At 53.7% G+C, this 20,626-nt stretch carries 12 protein-coding genes; 3 read left to right on the top strand and 9 right to left on the bottom strand.

Going from position 1 to position 20,626, the window contains the following annotated elements:
* Positions 1-162 precede the first annotated feature (162 nt).
* The 4 genes from HY011_00080 to HY011_00095 all read right to left on the bottom strand — a co-directional run bounded on the left by HY011_00080 (position 163) and on the right by HY011_00095 (position 7,834).
* The gene (locus HY011_00080; protein MBI3421325.1) at positions 163-879 is read right to left on the bottom strand and encodes a hypothetical protein; all 717 of its coding nucleotides are present in this window, start codon (positions 877-879) and stop codon (positions 163-165) included.
* A 14-nt stretch (positions 880-893) separates the two neighbouring features.
* A complete protein-coding gene (locus tag HY011_00085; protein MBI3421326.1) occupies positions 894-1,685 on the bottom strand; it encodes a hypothetical protein in 792 nt (263 codons plus the stop codon).
* Between the two features lie 159 nt (positions 1,686-1,844).
* The gene (locus HY011_00090) at positions 1,845-6,329 is read right to left on the bottom strand and encodes an RHS repeat protein (GenBank protein MBI3421327.1); all 4,485 of its coding nucleotides are present in this window, start codon (positions 6,327-6,329) and stop codon (positions 1,845-1,847) included.
* A gap of 374 nt (positions 6,330-6,703) precedes the next feature.
* The gene (locus tag HY011_00095) at positions 6,704-7,834 is read right to left on the bottom strand and encodes a hypothetical protein (protein MBI3421328.1); all 1,131 of its coding nucleotides are present in this window, start codon (positions 7,832-7,834) and stop codon (positions 6,704-6,706) included.
* A 720-nt stretch (positions 7,835-8,554) separates the two neighbouring features.
* On the opposite strand from HY011_00095, the gene HY011_00100 reads away from it, so the two are divergent.
* The 3 genes from HY011_00100 (at position 8,555) to HY011_00110 (ending at position 11,032) form a co-directional block, all read left to right on the top strand.
* Entirely contained in the window at positions 8,555-9,178 is a 624-nt protein-coding gene (locus HY011_00100; GenBank protein ID MBI3421329.1) for a hypothetical protein, read from the top strand.
* 197 nt (positions 9,179-9,375) lie between these two features.
* Complete coding sequence (locus tag HY011_00105) at positions 9,376-10,065, top strand: lysoplasmalogenase (protein ID MBI3421330.1); 690 nt, start codon at positions 9,376-9,378, stop codon at positions 10,063-10,065.
* 7 nt (positions 10,066-10,072) lie between these two features.
* On the top strand, positions 10,073-11,032 hold the full coding sequence (locus tag HY011_00110) for a lysophospholipase (GenBank protein ID MBI3421331.1): 960 nt from the start codon (positions 10,073-10,075) through the stop codon (positions 11,030-11,032).
* 9 nt (positions 11,033-11,041) lie between these two features.
* On the opposite strand, the gene HY011_00115 is transcribed toward HY011_00110, so the two are convergent.
* Genes HY011_00115 through HY011_00135 form a run of 5 tightly spaced genes read right to left on the bottom strand, consistent with a single transcriptional unit; the run spans position 11,042 to position 20,552 of the window.
* Entirely contained in the window at positions 11,042-11,788 is a 747-nt protein-coding gene (locus HY011_00115) for a hypothetical protein (protein ID MBI3421332.1), read from the bottom strand.
* Positions 11,789-11,806: 18 nt separating this feature from the next.
* A complete protein-coding gene (locus tag HY011_00120; protein MBI3421333.1) occupies positions 11,807-13,663 on the bottom strand; it encodes a hypothetical protein in 1,857 nt (618 codons plus the stop codon).
* Positions 13,656-15,113 carry a sigma 54-interacting transcriptional regulator gene (locus HY011_00125; GenBank protein MBI3421334.1) on the bottom strand — a complete coding sequence of 486 codons (1,458 nt, stop codon included), beginning with the start codon at positions 15,111-15,113 and terminating at the stop codon, positions 13,656-13,658. The genes HY011_00120 and HY011_00125 overlap by 8 nt, the downstream gene beginning before the upstream one ends.
* The gene (locus HY011_00130) at positions 15,106-16,326 is read right to left on the bottom strand and encodes a response regulator (protein ID MBI3421335.1); all 1,221 of its coding nucleotides are present in this window, start codon (positions 16,324-16,326) and stop codon (positions 15,106-15,108) included. The genes HY011_00125 and HY011_00130 overlap by 8 nt, the downstream gene beginning before the upstream one ends.
* A complete protein-coding gene (locus HY011_00135; GenBank protein MBI3421336.1) occupies positions 16,302-20,552 on the bottom strand; it encodes a GAF domain-containing protein in 4,251 nt (1,416 codons plus the stop codon). The genes HY011_00130 and HY011_00135 overlap by 25 nt, the downstream gene beginning before the upstream one ends.
* Positions 20,553-20,626: the final 74 nt, after the last annotated feature.

The following is a 20,626-nucleotide window of genomic DNA, read 5'->3' on the forward strand; positions in this document are numbered from 1 at the left end:
CGAGCCCCGGCATCTGTTTTAAGGTAGCCGTGACTACGGTCACGGGTCGTGCGACAAGAGAAGGAGTTTTGGTAGACACCTTCTTTCTGGCAAACGACCCTTTTCATTTCATTGCTACCCCGAAAAATGTCCACAGTATTGGTTGATGACAATTTACCTTTATTAGTAAGTCTGTATCTCTCTGGGTTGCCGACACTCGAAAACAACCTTATCTGGCTTGATGATTAGGCAATATGGCGGCAACGCGCCGAGCGGATGGCCGGGGCAGGCAATAACTTCTTTGTTGAAAAACCTTCCGGCACAAAGCGCGCCTTCCAGCGAAACGTCAGGCAAAGTAACTTTTGCCCCTGGTTGTAAATCGAGGATTATATAATCGCAACCCCAACCCACTCGAAGATAATTGACAACTTGGTCCGTCTGATTAAGAACATAGCTATCTCGCTTGTCCGGGCGGTTTTTTGTCGCGCCACCAAGTACATTTTCAGCTATCCATTCCGGGGGCGAGCATTTGACTGAAAAGGGATCGCTATGCTGGACGCTTCCGTCATACTTGCCAGTGCCAGATGAACCAATGATCGCATTATCGCAATAACTCAACTTAGTAACTCTGTTTTTCTCCCAACGTAGAACGACCTTATAATCGTCGAAGATGTAATGCTCATCGCTCCATTTGGCCGCCTCTTTGATCTCGATTTTATAAATTCCGTTAGGTGATGCCGAGGCCAGCTTATAAGGAAACAGCAAGTTACCATTGCAATAGCAAGCATCATAAGCGTAGTGAGCAGCCAACATTGTCAGGCTGACAATACAAAGGCCTTTCTTATATTTCAGAAACCAGCCTGCGGTTCTGATAATTACTTGAAGTATTTTTAAGCTCATTTGATCACAACAAGCTATTCTCTTACTGGTTGCTTACATGTAGCCGCTCTTGGAATTCTCAGTTGGGGGTTGCTGGGTGGGCTGCCAGTAACCGGATCAGCATCACGACGATAGAAGCCTTCAAACTCTTCACTGCTAATTACTACTTTTCGCTCATTGATTGTTAAGCAATAATGAGAGGGCGACTGTTGAGGTTTAATAGCGTCAAAGGACAAATAAGTTTCGGAAATTTCTTTGCCATTAACGAATGCTCCTTGGCTATACAAGTGTGAGACGTTACTGGTCTGAGGTAGCGAATGAATGGTTATAGTTGCATGCGGTGGAAGGTCAAAAGCCAAAAACATTTCATCCGGCCTAAATAAGCTACAATCAACTCGAAGATAGTTAATGGCTGTGTCGGTATCATTATGAACATAGATAAGATCAGCTTCCCTGCCCGAGTTGATTGGCTGACTGGAAAACCGCACGATATTGTTTGCCACCCATATATGTTGAGTGAAGCGTTCAAAAAATCTTGGCTGGGCTTCATAACCAGAAAGTAAGCTAGCAGGCCGTCCCCACTCGCCCAGTACATATTCAGTCGTACCGATTGATTGTCTCTCATCACTTAACTGGCTGAGTAAAACTTTATAAGAGCTATCGTTGAATACTTTCTCTCTGATAGCGATGCGATACACACCGGTCGGTGAAAGGGTAGTTAATTTATATGGCGTAAGCAGAATGTTGCCATAAAAAACGCCACACCCCACAATCATACCCATCAGTAGTGCTATCGCCAGTAATACCAAAATACCTGGTTTGTTCATTGCTCACCTTACTTTCATTCAGCACGCAGGTTGGTCTATCAGAGCCATAGAGACAAAGGGCCTCTAAAAATAACGAGTCGCCAAGACTTTGTCTCTATGGCTTTAGGCTTCACCGTTTCCGTAGCACACCAGGGCGATACTTATTTAAAGCACCTACCCCTAAAAGCAGAGAACATTATAGACATGCGGCAATAGATTTTTTCTGGTTGTGCCAGCCTTGAGCGCATTCCGCAATAAAATGCCAATAGTGCGGCCTGCAAGGTCATCATTTACCTCTTGCGCCGCCTCTACGCCATTTGGGTCTTGTGACCCGTGGGCGCCTGGTACATCACGCTCTCTTACATCCTGTCCTAATGCAAAATCCGTCAACTGTTGACCTGTAAACGGGTACTTATCCCCCACAAAACCACTTAAGCGAAATAGCGGAACAGACGCCAAGGGCAAACGACTATCTCCAATCAACGTTGCTCCAGCGTGGGCAAGAACATGCTGGTATACATCGCTACCCTGATAAGGGACATTTTGGCCGTTATTATCCTTCAACCCTGCCTGACCTACTAACTCTTCTCTAAAACCAGTGGGCATATTCTTGGCTGTAGTTAATTGGAATACCCGTGACTGTAGTAACAACGCAGTACCAAGTGAATAGGCATCCGGGCCAAACGCATAAAAACCAAGAATAACACGAACAAATCGAGAACAATTAGTGTCTGTTTTCTTTTCACAATCACACAACCCGGTCGGATCAGCTTTCCCAACTGGATTCCCACCTACATATCCAAACATATTCATTCCACCCTTCAATCCAATCGGATCTTCACTGATAAACCGCCCCGCCTGCGGGTCGTACCACCGCGCTCGGTAATACAACAACCCTGTATCCAGGTCGCGCTCGCGCCCCGTATAGTCATAGCGCGTCTGCGCACTGCCCACGCTATTCCCATACGCATCGTAATCCAAAGCTCCGATCACACTGCCAGCCCCGTTTGTCAATGCCCGCGTACTGGTTTGCTGATCGGTCACATACCAAGTCGGCAAACCACCATTCGCTTTTTGCCACAACTTGTTATCCATCCCGAACCCGTTGCCATATTCCAGCGAAACTCCGCCCGGCTGCCGATCCAACACCACATCCATCCCATCATAGGTGAACCGCGTCCATTCCCCCGGCCCCGTCCGCCGTTCCACTCTGCGACCCAATGCGTCGTAGCGGTAATTGACCACGAATAGGTCGGGCCGTGTTACTCGAATCAGCCGGTTCTCGCTGTCCCAGTCATACTCCCAGGTGCCTTGCGCTGTTACTTTCGTCTTTAAGTTGCCGTTGGCGTCGTAGGTAAAATTGGCATCCGCCGTCGCCGACAGCCGATTGAATGAGAGGTAATTGTACACCGTGCTCAAGTGCGATGCCGTCCGGTTGCCCACCGCGTCATACGCATAGCTCTCTGACGCTTGGCCGGGGCGCGTCGCCGCCGTCAAACGGTTCAACACGTCATACGTATACGTGCGATTGCCTGTTGGTTCGGCGATCTGCGTGATCTGGTGCGCATCGTCGAATTGATACTGCCAATCGGCGATGGTATTTGCGCCCTTCGCATAGGTCAGCCGCGTCAACCGATCCAACGGGTCATAACTCGCCGTCGCCGCCACGCCATTCGCCAGCGTGCGATTGGTCAGTCTGCTCACCGGATCATAAGCAAAGGTCGTCGCGCCCACACTGTTATGCGCCATTTGTGTTACTCGATCCAGCACATCATAGGCATACGTCGTCTGGCTCGCGCCCAGCGTCATCTGCGTGCGGTTGTTATTGTTGTCGTATTGATAGCCGAGCGTTTGGCCCCACACATCCGTCGTGCCAGTCACGCGGCTACGCGCGTCGTAACTCAACGTCACCGTGCCCGTCGCATTCGTCGCACCCGTCATCCGACCCAGCACATCGTAGGCATATGTTTGGGTGCCGCCGTTGGCATAGGTGATTGTGGTCAGGTTGTTCAGTTCGTTGTAGGCGTAAGTCGTCGTGTTGCCTTTGGCGTCGGTGCGCGTGGCGCGGTTGCCATCGCCGTCGTAGGTAAAGCTCCACTCGCGCCCGCCGCGCTTCGTTTGCAGCACCCGGCCCACGGCGTCATAGCTGAATTCGTAGCGCTGATTGCGCGCGTCCGTCACCTGCAAGACCTGCGAACGCGGGTTGTAGCTGTACTGCGTGTCATTGCCCGCCGGGTCAAGCTCGCGCGTCAGCCGGTCGCCCACGTCGTAGGTAAACCGCGTCAGCCGCCCCGCCGTATCAATCCGCCGGATCAGCCGGTGGCCCGCGTCATATTCGTAGCGTTCAAACAAACCCAGCGGATAGTTGACGCGGCGTAAGCGATCCAGATCGTCGTAAACCAGATCGGTCACACGCACCAGCGGATCGGTGACCTTTTGCAGGTTCGACATTTTGTCGTAAATGTAATTGGTCGTGTTACTCGCCGCGTCTGTTTCGGTGGTCAGCCGATAGGCGTTGTCATAGGTGTATGTCGTCGCATTGCCGCGCGCATCGGTGGCTTTGGTGCGGCGGCCCGCCAGATCGTATTCAAACGCGGCCAGCGGCACGAAAGGCGGCGCGCCCAGCGTGTCGCTCACCGTCAGCACATGGCCCACCAAATCGCGCGTGTAATTGGTCGAATGGCCGTTGGTATCGGTCACCTGCGCCAACCAGCCGCGCGCGTAGTATTGGTAATTCATCGTGTGCCCGCCATTCATGCTGCGGCTGGCGACCTGTCCGGCGCTGTACGTGAAGGTCGAGCTGATGCCGCGTGGGTCAGTGGCGCCGGTCACCAAGCCCTGCCCGTCGTAAACGAACGTGCTCGTTCGCCCCGTCATATCGGTGGTTGTGAGCAGATTGCCTTTGCTGTCATAACCGTTCGTCGTCACGCCGCTCATACGGTCAGTGGCGATCAACACCTGGCCGAAGCTGTTGTAGGTGAAACTGAGCGTGCCCAGCACGTCAATGATCGTCGTGACATCGCCTGCCGGGTTGTAGCTATAAAGTGTCGTCCGGCCCAGTTGGTCAACCGCCTGTGTCAGGTTCTCGTTTGCATCGAGTACGAAGCTGTTGATCAGATTGCCTTCGACGCTCTGGCGTTCGGTGCGGATGATGGCGGCCCGGCTGAGCGGTGCAATCGGGCAGGCGTTGCCGTTGCAAGCGGCGTTGCTGCCGCTTATGAAAAAGTATTTGGTGACACGATCCAGCGCGTCGGTCACGTCAGTTTCGCCGGGTTGATCGGGCGTCAAGGCACCTGATGACGGGGTGCGCACATAGTTGTAGGTCAGTTTTTCGACGCCATTGGCGCGTTCGACCGAGATCAGTTGCCCGGTCACGTCATCGAAGGTCCATTTGGTCAGGATGTTGTTGAGGGCGTCACGCACCGTGGTCAAGCCGCGCTCGTTGTATTGATGGCGGTATTGCGAACCGTCGGCGTAAGTCACTTGCGTGTTGTTAAACCCGCCATAGGTGTAAGTCGCCACCGTTGCGCCGTTGAAAGTAATGCTGCTGACGCGCGTGCTGTTGAATCCGTAATTGACGGCAAAACTGCGACCGAAGGCATCCGTCACCGAGCCGACGAGCGTGCCGGTAAGGCCGGGCCGCGCCAGCGTGATGCGGTTATTATTGCGGTCAGCGATGGCGGTCAGCTTGCCCAGCGTGTTGAATTCGTAAACCCAACCGTTGCGCTGCTTCACCTTGAACCCAAACGGCCCTTTGGCAAGCGTGCCGTAAAAGTTGCGCGGCACCGTGGCGTTGTAAAGGTCACCGCCAGTTTCCGGGTCAATTGTCCCGGTGGCTTCAAAGAAAACCGTGCTGCCGTCATCGCGCAACATGCGCAACTGATTGCCGCCTTGCTCATTGATTGAAACGTCAAAGAGCGAGGTCCAGCCATAGCCAAACGCGCCATCGAATTTCGACAGTTTGTTGTAATGGCGCGCCAGTGGCACTGAGCCATCCACCAACGGCAATTCCAAATCCACTTCGTAATGATAGATGTTGGAATTGGTCGGATTGGCTTTGCTGGAAAGAGGCGCTGCGGGGTTGTTGGCAACCACCAAAGAGCCGCCGACCGCCGCGCCACCGCCGCCCACACTCGGCAACGAAGCAGCAGTCATCACGACTTGGCTGGTCTCGCCGCGCGTCCAATCGCCATTGTTGAGCGTGTCAATCGCGTCAATCACATGCAAGGTGATGCTGGCCGTGTATTGCGTCGGTTGAATGTCGCAGGGTGTCGCCTGTGTCGTCAGCACAAAATTGAATTTGTAAGTGCCTGGCGTTGTCGGCTGATAAAGCCCCGGCCCGCCCTGCGCATTCGTTGCTGTCGAATCCAGCAGGTGAAAGTCTTGCGGCAAGCCGGTGACGGGGTCTTTGCCAGTGACGGTCTTCAATTGCACGTTGCCGTCCTGCCCGGTGCCGGTGTTGATGTCTACTGAAATGGCGATGTCGCTGGCATAACGCTCCACGACCGCGCCATTGGTGCAATCGGGATTTTTAGTCTGGCAGGAACCGTTCGACACGCCCCGCGTGTGCAAGCGCAACCGCGTGCCGATGCGGACGCTGCCGCCCGGCGCGATGGCCGCGCCGTTGGCGTCGTCGAATACGCTGCCAGCAATTTCCTGGCTCACCCCGCTTGGTTCGGGCGGACATTGCGCGGCGGCGCTTGCGGCTAGCCGACTAACAGATGGGGGGGGTAAATGACAGGCAAACGAAAGCCAGTGCCAAAATCAAACCTGAAAAGATGGTTGATTGAATGCTGCGATTAGGGATGCGTAGCATAAACAAACTCCTGTTGGCTTGGGCAGGAAACGGCGGCTGGCTGGGCAGTGGCAATTGCTACCGTGCTGGGCCGAGGTTCCTGATTGGTTGATAAAACCCAACGGCAGCAAGCCGCTAGGTGGAACGGCAAAACTTGAGGCCGGAAGTGGCTTGGTATCTGCTGCAATGAACACAAAAGAGAAGAACCGGCTTCTTCCTCTCTCTTGCTGGTTAAGATTTTGGCCTATGTTTTCGGCACTACCTTCACACTGACCGGATTGGCCTCACGCCCTTCCACCCAGAGGCCGACCTGCAACATTTCCTGTTGCTGCAACTCTTTCGGCAGTTCGATGTTGAGTTGATCCAGGCCATAGCTGCCCGCCTGGGCGCCGACATAGCGCACCTTAACCGGGGTGCCGTTGACGCGGACTTCAACGTTTTTGATGTTTGAACAATTGCGCAAGCCGGTGCCATAAAGCACCAACTGCCGCTGCTCATCCTCAATAGACTTGGGTGACTTATTAGCATCCAGCGCCCGCGTGTTGCTATCGGCCAGCGAAGCAAACGGATAATAAGCGCTGCGCTGGGCCGACTCATTGGCGCGCATTCGCCCATCATTGACGATGGCAAACAAGCCGGGGCTGACGCGCTCGACATTGACCGAGCCGCTGGCAATGAGCTTATCACTGTTCAAAATCTCGACCGTCGCGCTCCCCGGTTGCGTATCCGCCGGGACTACATAATGAATCTGGGCGGGCGCGACGGAATAGAGTCGCGCGACCTTGCCGTTGACCGTCACCGAAGTGCCGCATAGAGAAGTCGGCAAGGGCAAGGTATTCGCCACCACTGTGCAGGCGCTCAGCCCTTCGCCTGAAGCGATCGCGATGGATTCCGGCGCCACAGTGTTCGATTGCGTGGCGGCATTGACCGTCGCAACGTTCATCACGTAATGCAGCGGCACTTCCATCGTGCCGTCTACATAACTGCCAAAGTCAGCGGCCCAATACCAACGCAATTGACTCTCGGGATCGTAAGCGCGCGCAATGCCAATCACGCGATAGGCGGGATCGAGCATCAACTTGTGGTGTTCAGGCGAGCCTTTCCAAAGCTCGAAGATGCGGCTGCCGTCGTTATAGCCAGCGGCCAGATTTTCACCGCGGCTGCCTTTATAGCCGTAGCTGAAAGCGGACATGCGCGCAAAGGGATCGCGGCGGGCACTGTCGGTATGACTCAGATAGTTTTTGTGGGCCATATCGCCTGACATCCATTCGGCACAACGGGTCAGGCTATAGGAAACGCGCAATTGCGAAAGCCCGCGCGCAGCGCGGTATTCGTTAATGCGGACAAGTAATGAACGCTCTTCGACATCTAACATAGATGTCGAAGCAGTCAAGGATTGGGACTTGGTAACGCTGGTTGCAAGACACAGGAACAGCAAGAGTCCAAGCGCAAACAGCGGTCTGGTACTCGGGGTCACGACCGGCACTCCTCTCGACACAAAACGGTCGACACAGATTGAATTGTGGTTCTCTCGGTAAACGTATGCCTGTCGCTCGTCAGGCATTTCTCTGCTAATGAGTCGCGATTGGAGGGGATGAAGTTAACGCGCCAGTGATGAGGAAAACGCGCGCAAATGTCTCAAGCCATAAAACCGGGGGGCCTAGCTGACACACTCGCTAAACAACTTAGAACAACGAATTTTTAGTTTGTCTTTGCTTGATTGCATATGCCAACCGCCCGCACCTGCTGGGGAATGACGGAAACGTTTGTAGCACACGACCTAGTATCGGTCAACCACCAAAGTTTGGTTTAATGTTAGAAGTTTACGCGCTTGATATGATCAATTCATACTGAAAGCCCATTTACTAGATTCTGTAGCATAGCTATCAACAACTAGATGGAATTGCCTCGGAGAATGGCCTTGCCGGGCATGTGACTATTGTAATAGCCCGTCAACTGACGGCTCGGCATACTGCGCCGCGTCGGCAGAAACGGCGTGGTAAACATTTTGCCCAACGAATCTGCCCAGCATTAACCAGCAGCGGCGCAACGACGCCGCTGCTTGAAGACGGAAAGAACCAAAGGAGATTTCAAAATGAAGATCAATGCTTTGCTGAAAACCGGGATCGTAAAGATGAGTTTATTGAGCCTGCTGAGTGCCCTGCTGTTGACCGGCGCGGCTTTGGCGCAAGACGTTAAACGCGATCATAGCAAGACCGGTCAGGCCGCTGATGCCGCTGATGACCTCAAGGTTTGGCCGAAACTTGACTCGAGCCTGGCCGAAAACTTCACGACCCAGGCGCTGTTGAGCGCGGCCCCGGGCGCGGCGACCTTTGGCGCGACATTGACCGTGCAAGTGGATCACAGCTATTGCCGCACAGGCGGCGTGCAATGTTTTCTGCCGGGTCAAGCGCCGGGCGATCTCAATCGCAACCCGGTGCGCCTGGGGATTCAAGTGCTCAACGGCGGCGTGCCAGTGTTGGGCCTAACCGATGCGGACATTGATGTATTCAATCCGTTCGTGCCCGCGGGCGGTTCCGCTATCAATCAAATCGCGTGCGCGTCCTGCTTCCAACCCGCAGGCAACGGCATTTACACGATCTTCGTCGCGCCTGCCGTCGGCCAAACCTGGAAGCCCGGCTCCTATTTCGTGCAAGTGCGCGTCAACGTGGGCGGGGTCATCCATCGCGCGCTGGCACAGATCGAAGTCGAATTCTAAACCCCGCCTCACCACCTGCGTTGCCCCACACGACGCCACAACGAGAGCGCCGCGTCATTGGTAAATGGCGCGGCGCTCTTGTTGTTTTGCAAGCACTGGATTTCCGGCCCTTTGCCGTGAGCTTCGCAAATCATCACGACGGCTGTTATGATCCTGCGCGTTCGATCAACCAGCAATACAATCAGGCACGATATCCTATGAACACCGCGACCCACACGCCGAGTCGCCCAAGCGGACTCGGCGAAATTTCGCAAAAGCTGCTACTGCTTTCGCTGGCGTGCAGTGCGCTCTATTTCGTTACGAAAAGCTGGCAGCCTTTTGCCGGCAGTGTGGTGTTGAAGGGGTTGTGCATTGCGCCACTGGCTGTGATCGCCTTCCGGTTACTGCCACCGCCTAATCATTTGCTGCTCGGTGGCGCGCTGGCGTTTTCGACGCTGGGCGACATTTTCCTCGATCTGCAAGGTATGTTCGTGCAGGGCTTGGGCGCGTTTCTGATTGCGCATTTGATCTATGTCGTGCTGTTTGTGCGCAATCGTCAGCGGCCCTTGCGCCTGAGCGCGAATCAGCAGATTTCGCTGGCGGCGCTATTGTTTTTCAGCCTGGCGCAAACGATGTGGTTGTGGCCGGGCTTGGGTCAATTGGCCGTGCCGGTGGCCTGTTACATTGGCGCAATTACGTTGATGGTGGCGGCGGCCATTCTGGGGCGCTTCCGGCAAAGTTGGATTGTGTGGGGCGCGCTGCTGTTTTTGATTTCCGACTCGTTGATCGGCATCAACAAATTCAAAACACCGGTGCCAGGGCGCGATTATCTGGTGTGGGCGACGTATTATCTCGGCCAGTGCGGCCTCGCGCTGGGCTTTTTACGCGAGCAAGTGGAGCAAGACTAAAGACTGCATGAGAACCGATCCTTTTCTGTTCACCGCCGATGACTGGGCGCAACTGTTTGTACACCGCTGGCTGCCCGATGACGAAGACGACACCAAAGCCGTTGTGCACATCGCACACGGACTGGCTGAACATGGTGGGCGTTATGAACGCGTCGCTAAATTCCTGACCGACAATGGCTATGCGGTTTACGCCAACGATTATCGCGGTCACGGGCGCAGCGCCCAGCGCCCAGAAGAATTGGGCCATTTTGCCGATGCCAACGGCTGGCAGCGCATCGCCACCGATCTGGTGCAGATGTGCACTGAAGAGAAACAGAAATACGAAGGGCTGCCGTTGATCCTGCTCGGCCACAGTCTGGGTTCGCAATTGGCGCAGCAGATGGCGTATGAACAGGGCGACCTGTTCGATGCGATTGCCATGTCCGGCCCGAATGGCAAGGTCAGTGGCTTGGCAAAAGTGGGCAAGCTGATTGCGCGTTTTGAACGCTTGCGCTTGGGCAAACGCGGGCACAGCCAGTTGCTCAACCGCCTTTCCTTTGACGCCTTCAATCAGGCTTTCGCGCCCAATCGCACGCCGTTTGACTGGCTCTCGCGCGATTCAAAAGAAGTGGATCAATACGTCAATGATCCGTTGTGCGGCTTCATTGCCTCCACGCAAACCTGGCTGGACATTCTCGACGCCATTCCCGAAATCGCCCGCGCAGAGAACCGGGCGCACCTCCGCAAAGATTTGCCGCTGTACCTATTCTCGGGGCACCGCGATCCGGTCAACGAGTTTGGCAATGGGTTGGAAGCGCTGGTCGTGGCCTATCGCCAACACGGCGTGCGCAGCATCCGGCACAAACTTTACCCCGACGCGCGCCACGAAACTTTTAACGAAACCAATCGGGCTGAAGTGCTGAATGACCTGCTAGATTGGTTGAATCTGGTGGTGATTCAACTCGGTAATAAGATTCTTTCGCGGTGAGACGGGGCTTCAGTCATCCTCAACGGCGACTAGAGGCTTGGCGTATTGACTGGCCGAGCGCGCGGAATTTTGCTGATACACGACAAAGAGCAGCAACAAGGCCCGCGCCTCCTGCCGTCTGACGCGCCGGAAGTTCAGTCCAAACGTCAGCAGGATCACCAACGCCAACACAAACATCGTCAGTCCCGCCGGATGCGTGAGCGTTTGGCAACGTAGCGCGATAACCAGACTCCCCAACAATCCTACCCACCCCGCCCACAGCATCCCGGTAAAAAAACGCATGCGCGTCTCGAAACTTTGAAAGTAATCGAAGCCGTTGGCCGTGCCCACACACAACGCATTTTTCCAGTAGTTATACACATGCAACGGCACGCCGTTGCTCAAGTCCGGCAATTGCTCCGAGTCAACCAGCCGCGCGGCGGCGGCATTTTCAGTCAACGTAACAATGACTTCCTGTAACTTGTCGGGATAGGGAAAGCCTTTTTTTCTGAACGGCGGCAACATTCGTTCCGCGAATTCGACGGGAATGGTGCGCACCAGATTGCCCAGCAAATACGCGGCAAACAGCACGAAGACAAGCCAGGCCGGGCGCTGTTGCAACTGGTCGGTCAGCCCTTGCAACACCGCCCACAACGAGGCCGTCTGGTTATTCGTGCGATAGACCGCATAGACAAAAGTGAAAATGACAAACCCCGGCGGGAGTACGGCAAAGAGATCGCTCTTGTTGAACTGGCTAACGATTTTTTCCGCAGGCATAGCTTTGCTCCGTCAGGCTCAGGCCACAGCAGGTTGATCGAACTGCAATTTGCGCAGGATTTCGCTGGCGCTGTAAATCGCCAGCAGCCGCTTCGGCAACGGCAAGTCATACCCAATCGCGCGCACGGTGTAGAAAAGCAGCGCGGGCAAGTATTCGTCAAAAAATTCCGGCGGCTTCGGTTCACCGCATTTTTGCCCTTGTACCTCAACCGCAGCTTGCCTGATACAACGCAATAGCTCCCAACATAAAGCCGCGTTGCCGGAGTGGCAACGCTTCGGCTGCCACTGCTTGGCCTCGGCCAAAACGGCATCAGCCAGCAGGCGTTTTTCCAACTCGCGCCAGAGCGGCAATTGCGTCGGCGAATGATCCAGCGCGGGCAAGGGATGCTTGGGCGCGTTCAATTCCTGCCGATCCAGCAGATAAAACTTGAGGTTGAATTCCAGCGAGGCCAGGTCTTGCACCGCGTGCCCCGCGTCCTGATACCACGGGAAATCAATCAGAAAGGGCCGCGCCTCTTTCAACCAAAGCAAAATGTTGTTGGCATTCAGATCGCCGTGGACGGGCGAGACGACCACCTGCAATTCACACCCTAACAAGCCGGCGACCGACGTGCTCGGCGGCCATTCGATGAATCGGCGCACGAGTTGCACGCGCGCGTCCCAGTCGTCAAAGAAATGCCGGCCAATCTCAGCATCGCGGTCAGCCAGGAAGTTCAAGATGTTACCCTTCGCTTGCCCCGGCAAACTGTAAGGCGGCATCTGCGGATACTCTTTCGCGGGACGGTCAGCCGCCTCCCACAAAACGCGCGGTTTGCGGCTTGCCTTCAGATACCAAGTGTTCTTCAACCAATCGAGCTTGGTTTTGAGCAACTCCACGCGGAGCTGAATATCGGAGTCCGATTTGAGTTGCTGATGCGCATGCTGTGTTTTGGTTTGCAATTGCTCAGGCGCAATCACAATCGCGGAGGCCAAATCCAGAAAGGCGCCAAAGCGTTCGCCACCCAAGAAGTCATAACAAACCGCATGCCAATTGCCGTATTCAACGATGTGCCTGGCCGGGTCGCTTTCAGGCTTACTCTTGTCTACCGTTACCAATTCCGCCACGTGAATCTTGTAAGCGCCGATGGCCCTTTTTGCCTGCCCGTGCCGGCTGATTTCCAAATCCAATTTCCAGCGCTCACTCATGGGTGAAAGTTTCAAGACATAATCATGCTCTTCGCCATCCGGCATACATGTAACAAACTGGAAAACCCGCGCTCCTGATTTACCTTGCCCTAATTTACTAACAAGCACATCTTTTCCGCCGAGATTGAGATTGCGAATCAAGTAACTAAGGATTTTGGTCCCTCGTTCCAAGTTACGTTCTCGCTCATCCAGCGCGCGAACTTGTTCGCGCAAGATCGGATCATTATCGAGGCGAATTGCCGGGGCTGCCCCTTTGTGCTTCAACACCGTCTTAAATGTCGAAACAATGCGTACATACTCTTCTGAGGTCGGGCTGTTAAGCGGCACATAAAGATAAGTAAGGTTTTGGGTGTAGTAATGATCCTGATCCGGGTTTGACCAATTCTCCAGGCTGTGAATGCAGATACGCCGTATCTCAATACTGGGATCAACAACGCCTAACACTTGTTGAATATGCAACGGGCCAATGACATCTTCTCCATAGGCGTTAAGCTTTAACTTGTCTGCCACAAGTACCAACCGCCAAGGAGATTTGCTTCCTCTCGCCTGGTAAACCATTGCCATAAGCAGATTGAAGTTGTCGGCCTCTTCAATCTGCTTATCGAACTCATCGGCCAGGATGTCTTTCAATACTTGGATTCTTTCCGCCTTCCAATCACCGATGAGGACAGTTTTCCGGTCATCACTCATCACTTCCCTCCTTTGCGCTGAGCGGGCTGAGGCCGGCGTCTTCCCAACGTTTCCGAAACGTCTTCACGTCAATCCCCGCGTCTTTGGCGGCTTGCGTAATGTTGTGATGCGCGCGCGCCAGCTTGTAGGGCAGATAACGCCGGTCAAAGGCCTGCACATAAAACTGCATGGCTTCGCGGTAAGACATTTCCAGCCAGCGTGCGGGCAATGACTGCGCCACTTCGCGTTGCAACGCCTGCCGTTCAGGGTCTACGCCTTCGTCCGTTGGCGGATTTGCGGGCGCAACCTCCGCCGTGTTGAGAAACGTGCCCATACTTTGCAAAGGCAAGTGATGCGGTAAAACCGTATCGCCGTCGCAGGCAATCACTGCCCCTTTAATGAGGTTCTCCAACTCGCGCACGTTGCCGTGAAAAGGGTAACTGCGCAAAATAGTCAACGCCTCGCGCGACAGCCGCCTGACACGCACGCCGCCGTTCCGTTCGAGAAAATGGCGCAGCAACAATTCCACGTCGCCCTTGCGTTCGCGCAGCGGCGGCAATTGGATCGTCACCTCCGCCAGCCGGTGATAAAGGTCGCGTCGAAACGCGCCTTGTGTCACCGCCGCCGCCAGATCACGATTGGTCGCGGCGATAATGCGCGCCTTAAAATCCAACAACACCTTGCCCCCGACACGGCGGAACTTTTTCTCCTGAATGACGCGCAGCAACTTGCCTTGCAAGTCTACGGCTAAATCGCCAATCTCATCCAAAAAGAGCGTGCCCTCGCCAGCTTCTTCCAGCAACCCTTCGCGCTTGCTCACCGCATTGGTGAACGCGCCACGCTCGTGCCCGAACAGCACGCTCTCGATCAACGTCGCCGGAATCTCACCGACATTGACGGCGACGCAAGCTTGCTCTGCCCGCGCGCCATTCCGATGAATGGCTTGCGCCAGCAACTCCTTGCCCGTGCCCGACTCGCCAATCAGCATGACGCGCGCATCAGCGTGCGCCATGACCTTGACGACTTCGCGCAACGTCGCCAGCCAGGCGGGCGATTCGCCGATGAGCTGTTGGCGCAGGTCATTGAATTCCTGCGTCTCAGGATGTGTTGCCAGCAATCTTTGCAAACAACCGCGCAACCGCTTTTCCTCAACCGGCTTTTCCAAAAAGTCACGCGCACCCAAGGCAAACGCGCGCGTCGCCAGCGAGGCATCCAACGAACCGCTCATCACGACGACCGGCATCTGCGGCCAACGCGTTCGGCATAAGGCCAGCAACTCCGCGCCAACCGGCGGCCCGGCCAGTTCCCACAAAATGAACACGGCGGCGAAACCCGCAGGCGCGCTGGCCAGCAACTGCGCAGCGGCTGCGCCCGCCTGACAAAGCTCCGCTTCGGCGCCATCCCGCGCCAATAGCTTGCCCACACGCTCAGCGTCGCGTGTTGAATTGTCTACGATGATGACTTTAGGCATGGCGGGCTAACGGGATGAAGTACGTCACGCTGTCAGGTTGTTCCGCCGAACCGATTTGCAACCGCCCGCCGCCGCGCAAGGCAATGTGCTGCGCAACCGACAAGCCCCAGACCTGGCCGAATTGCCCGTCGTTTTGCCGTTGTCCTTTGGCAATCGCGGCTTTGGTCGGCTCATCGAAATGAAAAAGGTCACTGCTAAAAGTGACCTTTGCGTATTCAGATTCAGTAAAGGTTGAAATCGAGATTTCCAGCTTGCGCTCAGGCTCGCCGTAATTGGTCAGCTTGCACAACCCGCCGAGGATCAGCTCTCTGAGTACGACGCGCGTGTCTTCGTAAAAGCTGAGTACTTCAACCGGTTGCCCTGATGGGATGTCCAATTCGACCTGCTTTACTTTCAAACAGGGCAACAATTCCGTTTCGATCTCGCGCAGTAGCTCAGCCACTACATAGCGCGTCGGCTCTTCGCCACCCTTTGGCAACATTTCCTGCAAATCAGCCCAAGCCTGTTTCGACTTGCGCACAGCAACCGACAAAGCCTCTAAATGGCGCACAAGCGAATCTTGCGAGTCGGTCTTGGCATCCAAGTCTAATCGCTCTCTAAATTCCTCTTCCAATTGCTCTGTTTCGTAAACGACATCTTGCGTGAGACCGGAAAAACAGGCACCGAAGCGGTAAGCCAGCACTTGCTCATCGTAAGGGAACAGGTCGCGTAAGCGCTGTTCCAGCAAAGCATCGGCATACTTGGCTTGCAAGCGTTTCAAGCAATCTTTCGTTTGATCTTGTAATGTCTTGAGCGTGTATGGTTTTGCGATGAAGTCCAAAGCACCACCAAGAAAAGCCGCGCGCGCATACTCAAACAGAGGGAACTTTGAAACGATAATTATTTGCATTGTTGCACCGGAAAGCCGTGCATGTTCCAGTACTTTCAATCCAGTATCTTCCGGCGAACGTTCTGGTTCACCATTATTGATAGGCAAACCCAAATCTAAAAAGACTAAATGGTAAGGAGCTTTCTTGTCGCGAGCTTCATTGAGCAGCTTAACAGACTCAGTTACTGAATGGGCAAGTCGAATTTCAAAAAGCAAAGCACCATATTTGCGTTTATCTTCTGAACTAATGGCAAGCAGTCCATCCCTAATCCCCTCTGCTTGTAATAGCTCGTTTTCAATTATCAAAACTCTGACCGTGTCTAGAGCTTGGGGATTTGTAAACATAAGCGTTCTCCTTTATCTGCCAGCGGCAAAGTTACTCTTACCTGCGTTCCAACACCAAGACTGCTTTCATATTTTAACTGCCCTCCCTGAATATTGAGAAGAACCTTTGCAATTAAAACTCCAACGCCTCTTCTACCTGGCCTATCATAAAAACCTGCCAAGGCCCAGTTAATTTGCTCTTCCGACATTCCAGTCCCACAATCCGAAATTGTGATTTCGACATCACGTCGATCACTCATAGTTTCTGCTGAAATCATCAGTGTCGGTTTTATATCACGTTCAAATATATGAGGCGCTTCCCCTTCGCATTTTTTTTGTATAGCCCTTATCGCATTGTTCAAAAGGTTAACCAAAGCGTCCTTAACCAAATCAAAATCTGCATATGCGACAATACTCTTTGAAATATCTGATACAAGCTTAATTTTCCCCTTAGCAAGCATAGCTTGTTCATCCGAGTTCAGTCCTAGCAAAGATTCCTCAAGTAAATCATGTAAAGAAAACCGCGCAAGCGATGCTGTTAACAATCTCTGGCTAAATCCTGTAATTGAGTCATTCGAAATCTCAATTGCTTGGTTGATTTCACTTAGTAAATCGCTCAAGCATTTTTCTTGTTGAGTAACTAAATTCTGCTTAATTTTAAGTGCTGCAAACTGAATATTCTGAATCTTATTACCTAGACGATGAGAATATTGGAATGCGTGTGCGCCTGCTCCTTGTGCGGCAAGCTTACTCCGCTCAATTTCTAGTGCTTCTTGGTTTCCGCGATAAGCTGAACCTACCATTGAGCCAAGTGCCAGCAATTGCCCTTCATCATGTTCCACATTGCTTGAATTAATTCGAGCAGTTCCCACCGTCCAATGTAGGTCTAAAATTCCAAATAGCTCATTTTTGCTGATAATTGGTACGCAAGCGCGTATCACCAACCCTTCAGCCGCCGCTAATGTATCTTTCTTGCGCTGATCTGCATTCAACTCAAACCGTTTTACTTTCACGGTCGGGCGGCGCCCCACAACTGCAAGATTGGCCAGTACGGACTCTTTGACCAACTTAAGTGGCAGAGAATCGTATTCAGGTGGTAGTAACTTCTCGTAACTACTGTCAGGCTTGTCGAGGCGACGATAGCCTTCAACCCAAAAGACACGGGTTTCATTCTCAGCCTGCTCAATGCGGTAAAAATGCGCTTGCCGGGCGTGAAATGACTTGAGCATCTCCTGACATACTTTGGTTTCAAACGCGCGCTTGTCATCCGGCTGGGTCAATTGCCTATAAAAATTCTGGCGCCGGCGCGCCTCACCCTCTCTCCACTGCCGTTCGCGCGTGGTCTGCATAACATGCACCAATCCGGCAATATCTGAGGCACCTTCTAAAAGAGCGTCCCTATTCCGCACTGCAAAACCGCTCAATGCACCGTCTTTCGGTCGGTGCATTGTAAAAAAGCCGAGCCTCTTGCCGCCCACCTGTAGAAGCAGGCCGATTGATTCCACTGTTTTCTCCGGTGACAACTCAAAACCGAACGCCTGTTGCATATAACGCGGGGAGGTACCGAGTTCTTTATGGTACTCATACAGGTCGGAAATGATGTTTGGTTTGCTAGCCGAAGCGCCAGCGCCCACCCATTTATGGTCATTATCGTAGCGCGCGGCATGCACCCATTCAGGTTGCTGCCAACCGTATTGCGCCCGCAATACGTAACATTGCCGGTCTTCATCCAGCAAATAGAGCGATCCCCATCGCGCTCTGGCCTGTCCGCAGAACCGCTCGACTGCTTTCGATAGCTCGCCACTGAAATCGCTAAGGTCAACGATGTCCGACAAGCGTGGGCTGGCCTTTATAACAAATTGCAACATGCGTTTATTGCGGAAATATCCAACCAGAAAGCCAGCGCGCTGGCCCAGCGCCTCTAACGCTTTCTTATGCGGGGAGAGAAACCCCCATTCTTTTGAGCGGTAAAGACTGAGCGCTCCCAGAGCCTCTTTTTCTTCGTCTTCGAACGCGATGGTGGCATAAGATTTTATCTGTTTTAACGCCTTTACTAAGGACGGGTGATGCTGACAGCTTTGGAGCATGTATTTGTGAGACTCATCATTCTTTGTATCATTGCGAATGGTGGTACCTCGCTTCTTAAAAGCCACCCCGATTGGCGAGTTGTCATCAAAATCTGTGTTATGACGAACTTTCACTGCAGCCTCATAAAAATCACCAACACCTGCCGCCATCACCAATTTTTGCCGGTTATTATCAGCTAGGCGAATGTGCCCCATCTCGACATGAAAAGCTTTGACAGCTTGCTGAATAAGGTGCTGTAACCCTTCTTCCAAAGTTTCTTTCGCCAGGCTTTCCAACATTGCAGCATCAAGTTCTCGCCTGATACTTGCTTCAAACCAATTCATGAGGCGATTAAGCGTCGCGCTAATCATCGCAGCCAGGGATTCCAAAACCTCACGGGTTCTATCGTTCAGTTCGGGCGTATTTCCCAGATCAACTTGCAATACTCCCAGTACCCCTTGATTTTGCAATCTACGTAGAGGAATTACGTAATGGCTGATTATTTTTGCCTTCCTCGCTGCTTTCTTGTTACAAAGTGGGTGAGTGCGTGCATCACGTATAAACAATGACTCGCCTGTTCTAGCAACATGCGCAAGAACATCTTCCTTTTTACCGGCTTCTTTCTTTAATAATCGTTTTGTCTCAGAGACAATCCTCCCAAAACGCTCTCCTTTGGCGCTCACCGCTTTGACATATTCCTGCTCGCCGTCTTTGAGAATGAGCGACAACATTGCGCTGGAATATCCAGCTTTGACCACGATTCGCAAGGCCATTTTGATAGCCTCTTCGACACTTGGCGCCTCTGTCATGTCGGGGCCATATTCAGATAATGCCTGAAATCCTTTATGCAAGGGTGTGCGCTCACGCATCTCATCACCGAAGATCGTCCCTGCAACCCCACCATTGCCAAATACGGAGCGTCCAGTAACATCTTCGCCAGCCTCACCATCCACAAACCCACCCATACATGGCAACCCGGTCGCAGCTTCCAATTCGGCCAACGTCTGTTCAATATCCATTCCGGCGGATTGATAAAACAGACGCCAGGCATTGCAGATCAACAGCAACACGGCGAGCGGAGTTTTGATGAGAAGGCTTTCCCGGGCTTGTTTGACACAATCCACTGTGGCGTTCAGGACCTGCTTATGCTCAGGCCGCAAGAATTCGTAATAATCCCCTTCACGAACTTCGTGAAAGAGCCGTATGGCTTTCTTATCAGGAGCAGCCAGCGGCATGCCAATCAATGATTCGCCGGCAGTAGAGAGCTTGCCCATCATCACGTTGCGCCCCAGCTCTTCGACGACTTGCACAGGCGACAAAGCGCCGTCGAATTCCGCAATGGTGTATTTGTCCGCGCCAAGTTTGCTTACGCGTACAACCCGGCCAGTCGGCGTTAAACCGTGATCCAGCCCAATGCCGATGGGGACGCCGGTGGTCACGCGGGCGGCGACTACGGCGTCGGTATGTATCGCACGCCCGGCAAAAAGCACGGGGGTCGCTTGACTGACCGGATTGTTGGCAGAAGCTACGCCGCCCGCGATGCGAATGCGGGCGCGCACGCCTGCGCGCAAGCGGCGATGCAATTCGGGGGCGGGATAAAGCGCTGCGCCTTCATCGGCCTTGCCAAAGCCGGGAAAGAAAGACAGCAGAACACGATCAGCCAGCGGGTTGGGATCTTTGCCGCTCAAATCGAATTGCGTGAGCAGCGACTGGATAGCGCCTTCAGGGTTCTGGCGCGCATCGTGGCCGACGGCAATCTCCGCTGTGATTAAACGGGAAGCCAGGCAAATCAGCAGCGCGCCCTGTTCGTGAACGCGATTGGCATAATCGGGATGTTTGAAGACGACTGCCGCGACGGAACAGCCGAGCAAGGGCACATCGCCCGCAGGCAAATCGTTTTGTTCTGAATAGCCCGCAAAGGCCTGTTGAATGCCAGTCAAGAGTTGCGCGGCATCCACCTGTTCCAGATAGGCGGCAGAGGCGAGCAGAATCAACAAGCGGGGCGGGAATTGTTTGGGGTCGTCATACTGTTCAAGCTGGCTCAGGCATTGGCTGGCGAGTTCACAGCCGGCAGCGTGGGCCGCATTGGCCGTGGCAAAGCTGGCTGGCGGCGGCGGCGCGACGTGTTGTCCGTGTACGACTGCCAGATAGTTCACGCGGTTATGATCTGTCTCAGTCATCGCTTGTCTTCTCTCCGGAGCGTGGGTTGGAACGGGAGTAATTGCCTGGGAAACCGACGGCGGCAAGTACTCCC

The sequence above is a fragment of the Acidobacteriota bacterium genome (assembly GCA_016196035.1).
Classification (GTDB): Bacteria; Acidobacteriota; Blastocatellia; order RBC074; family RBC074; genus JACPYM01.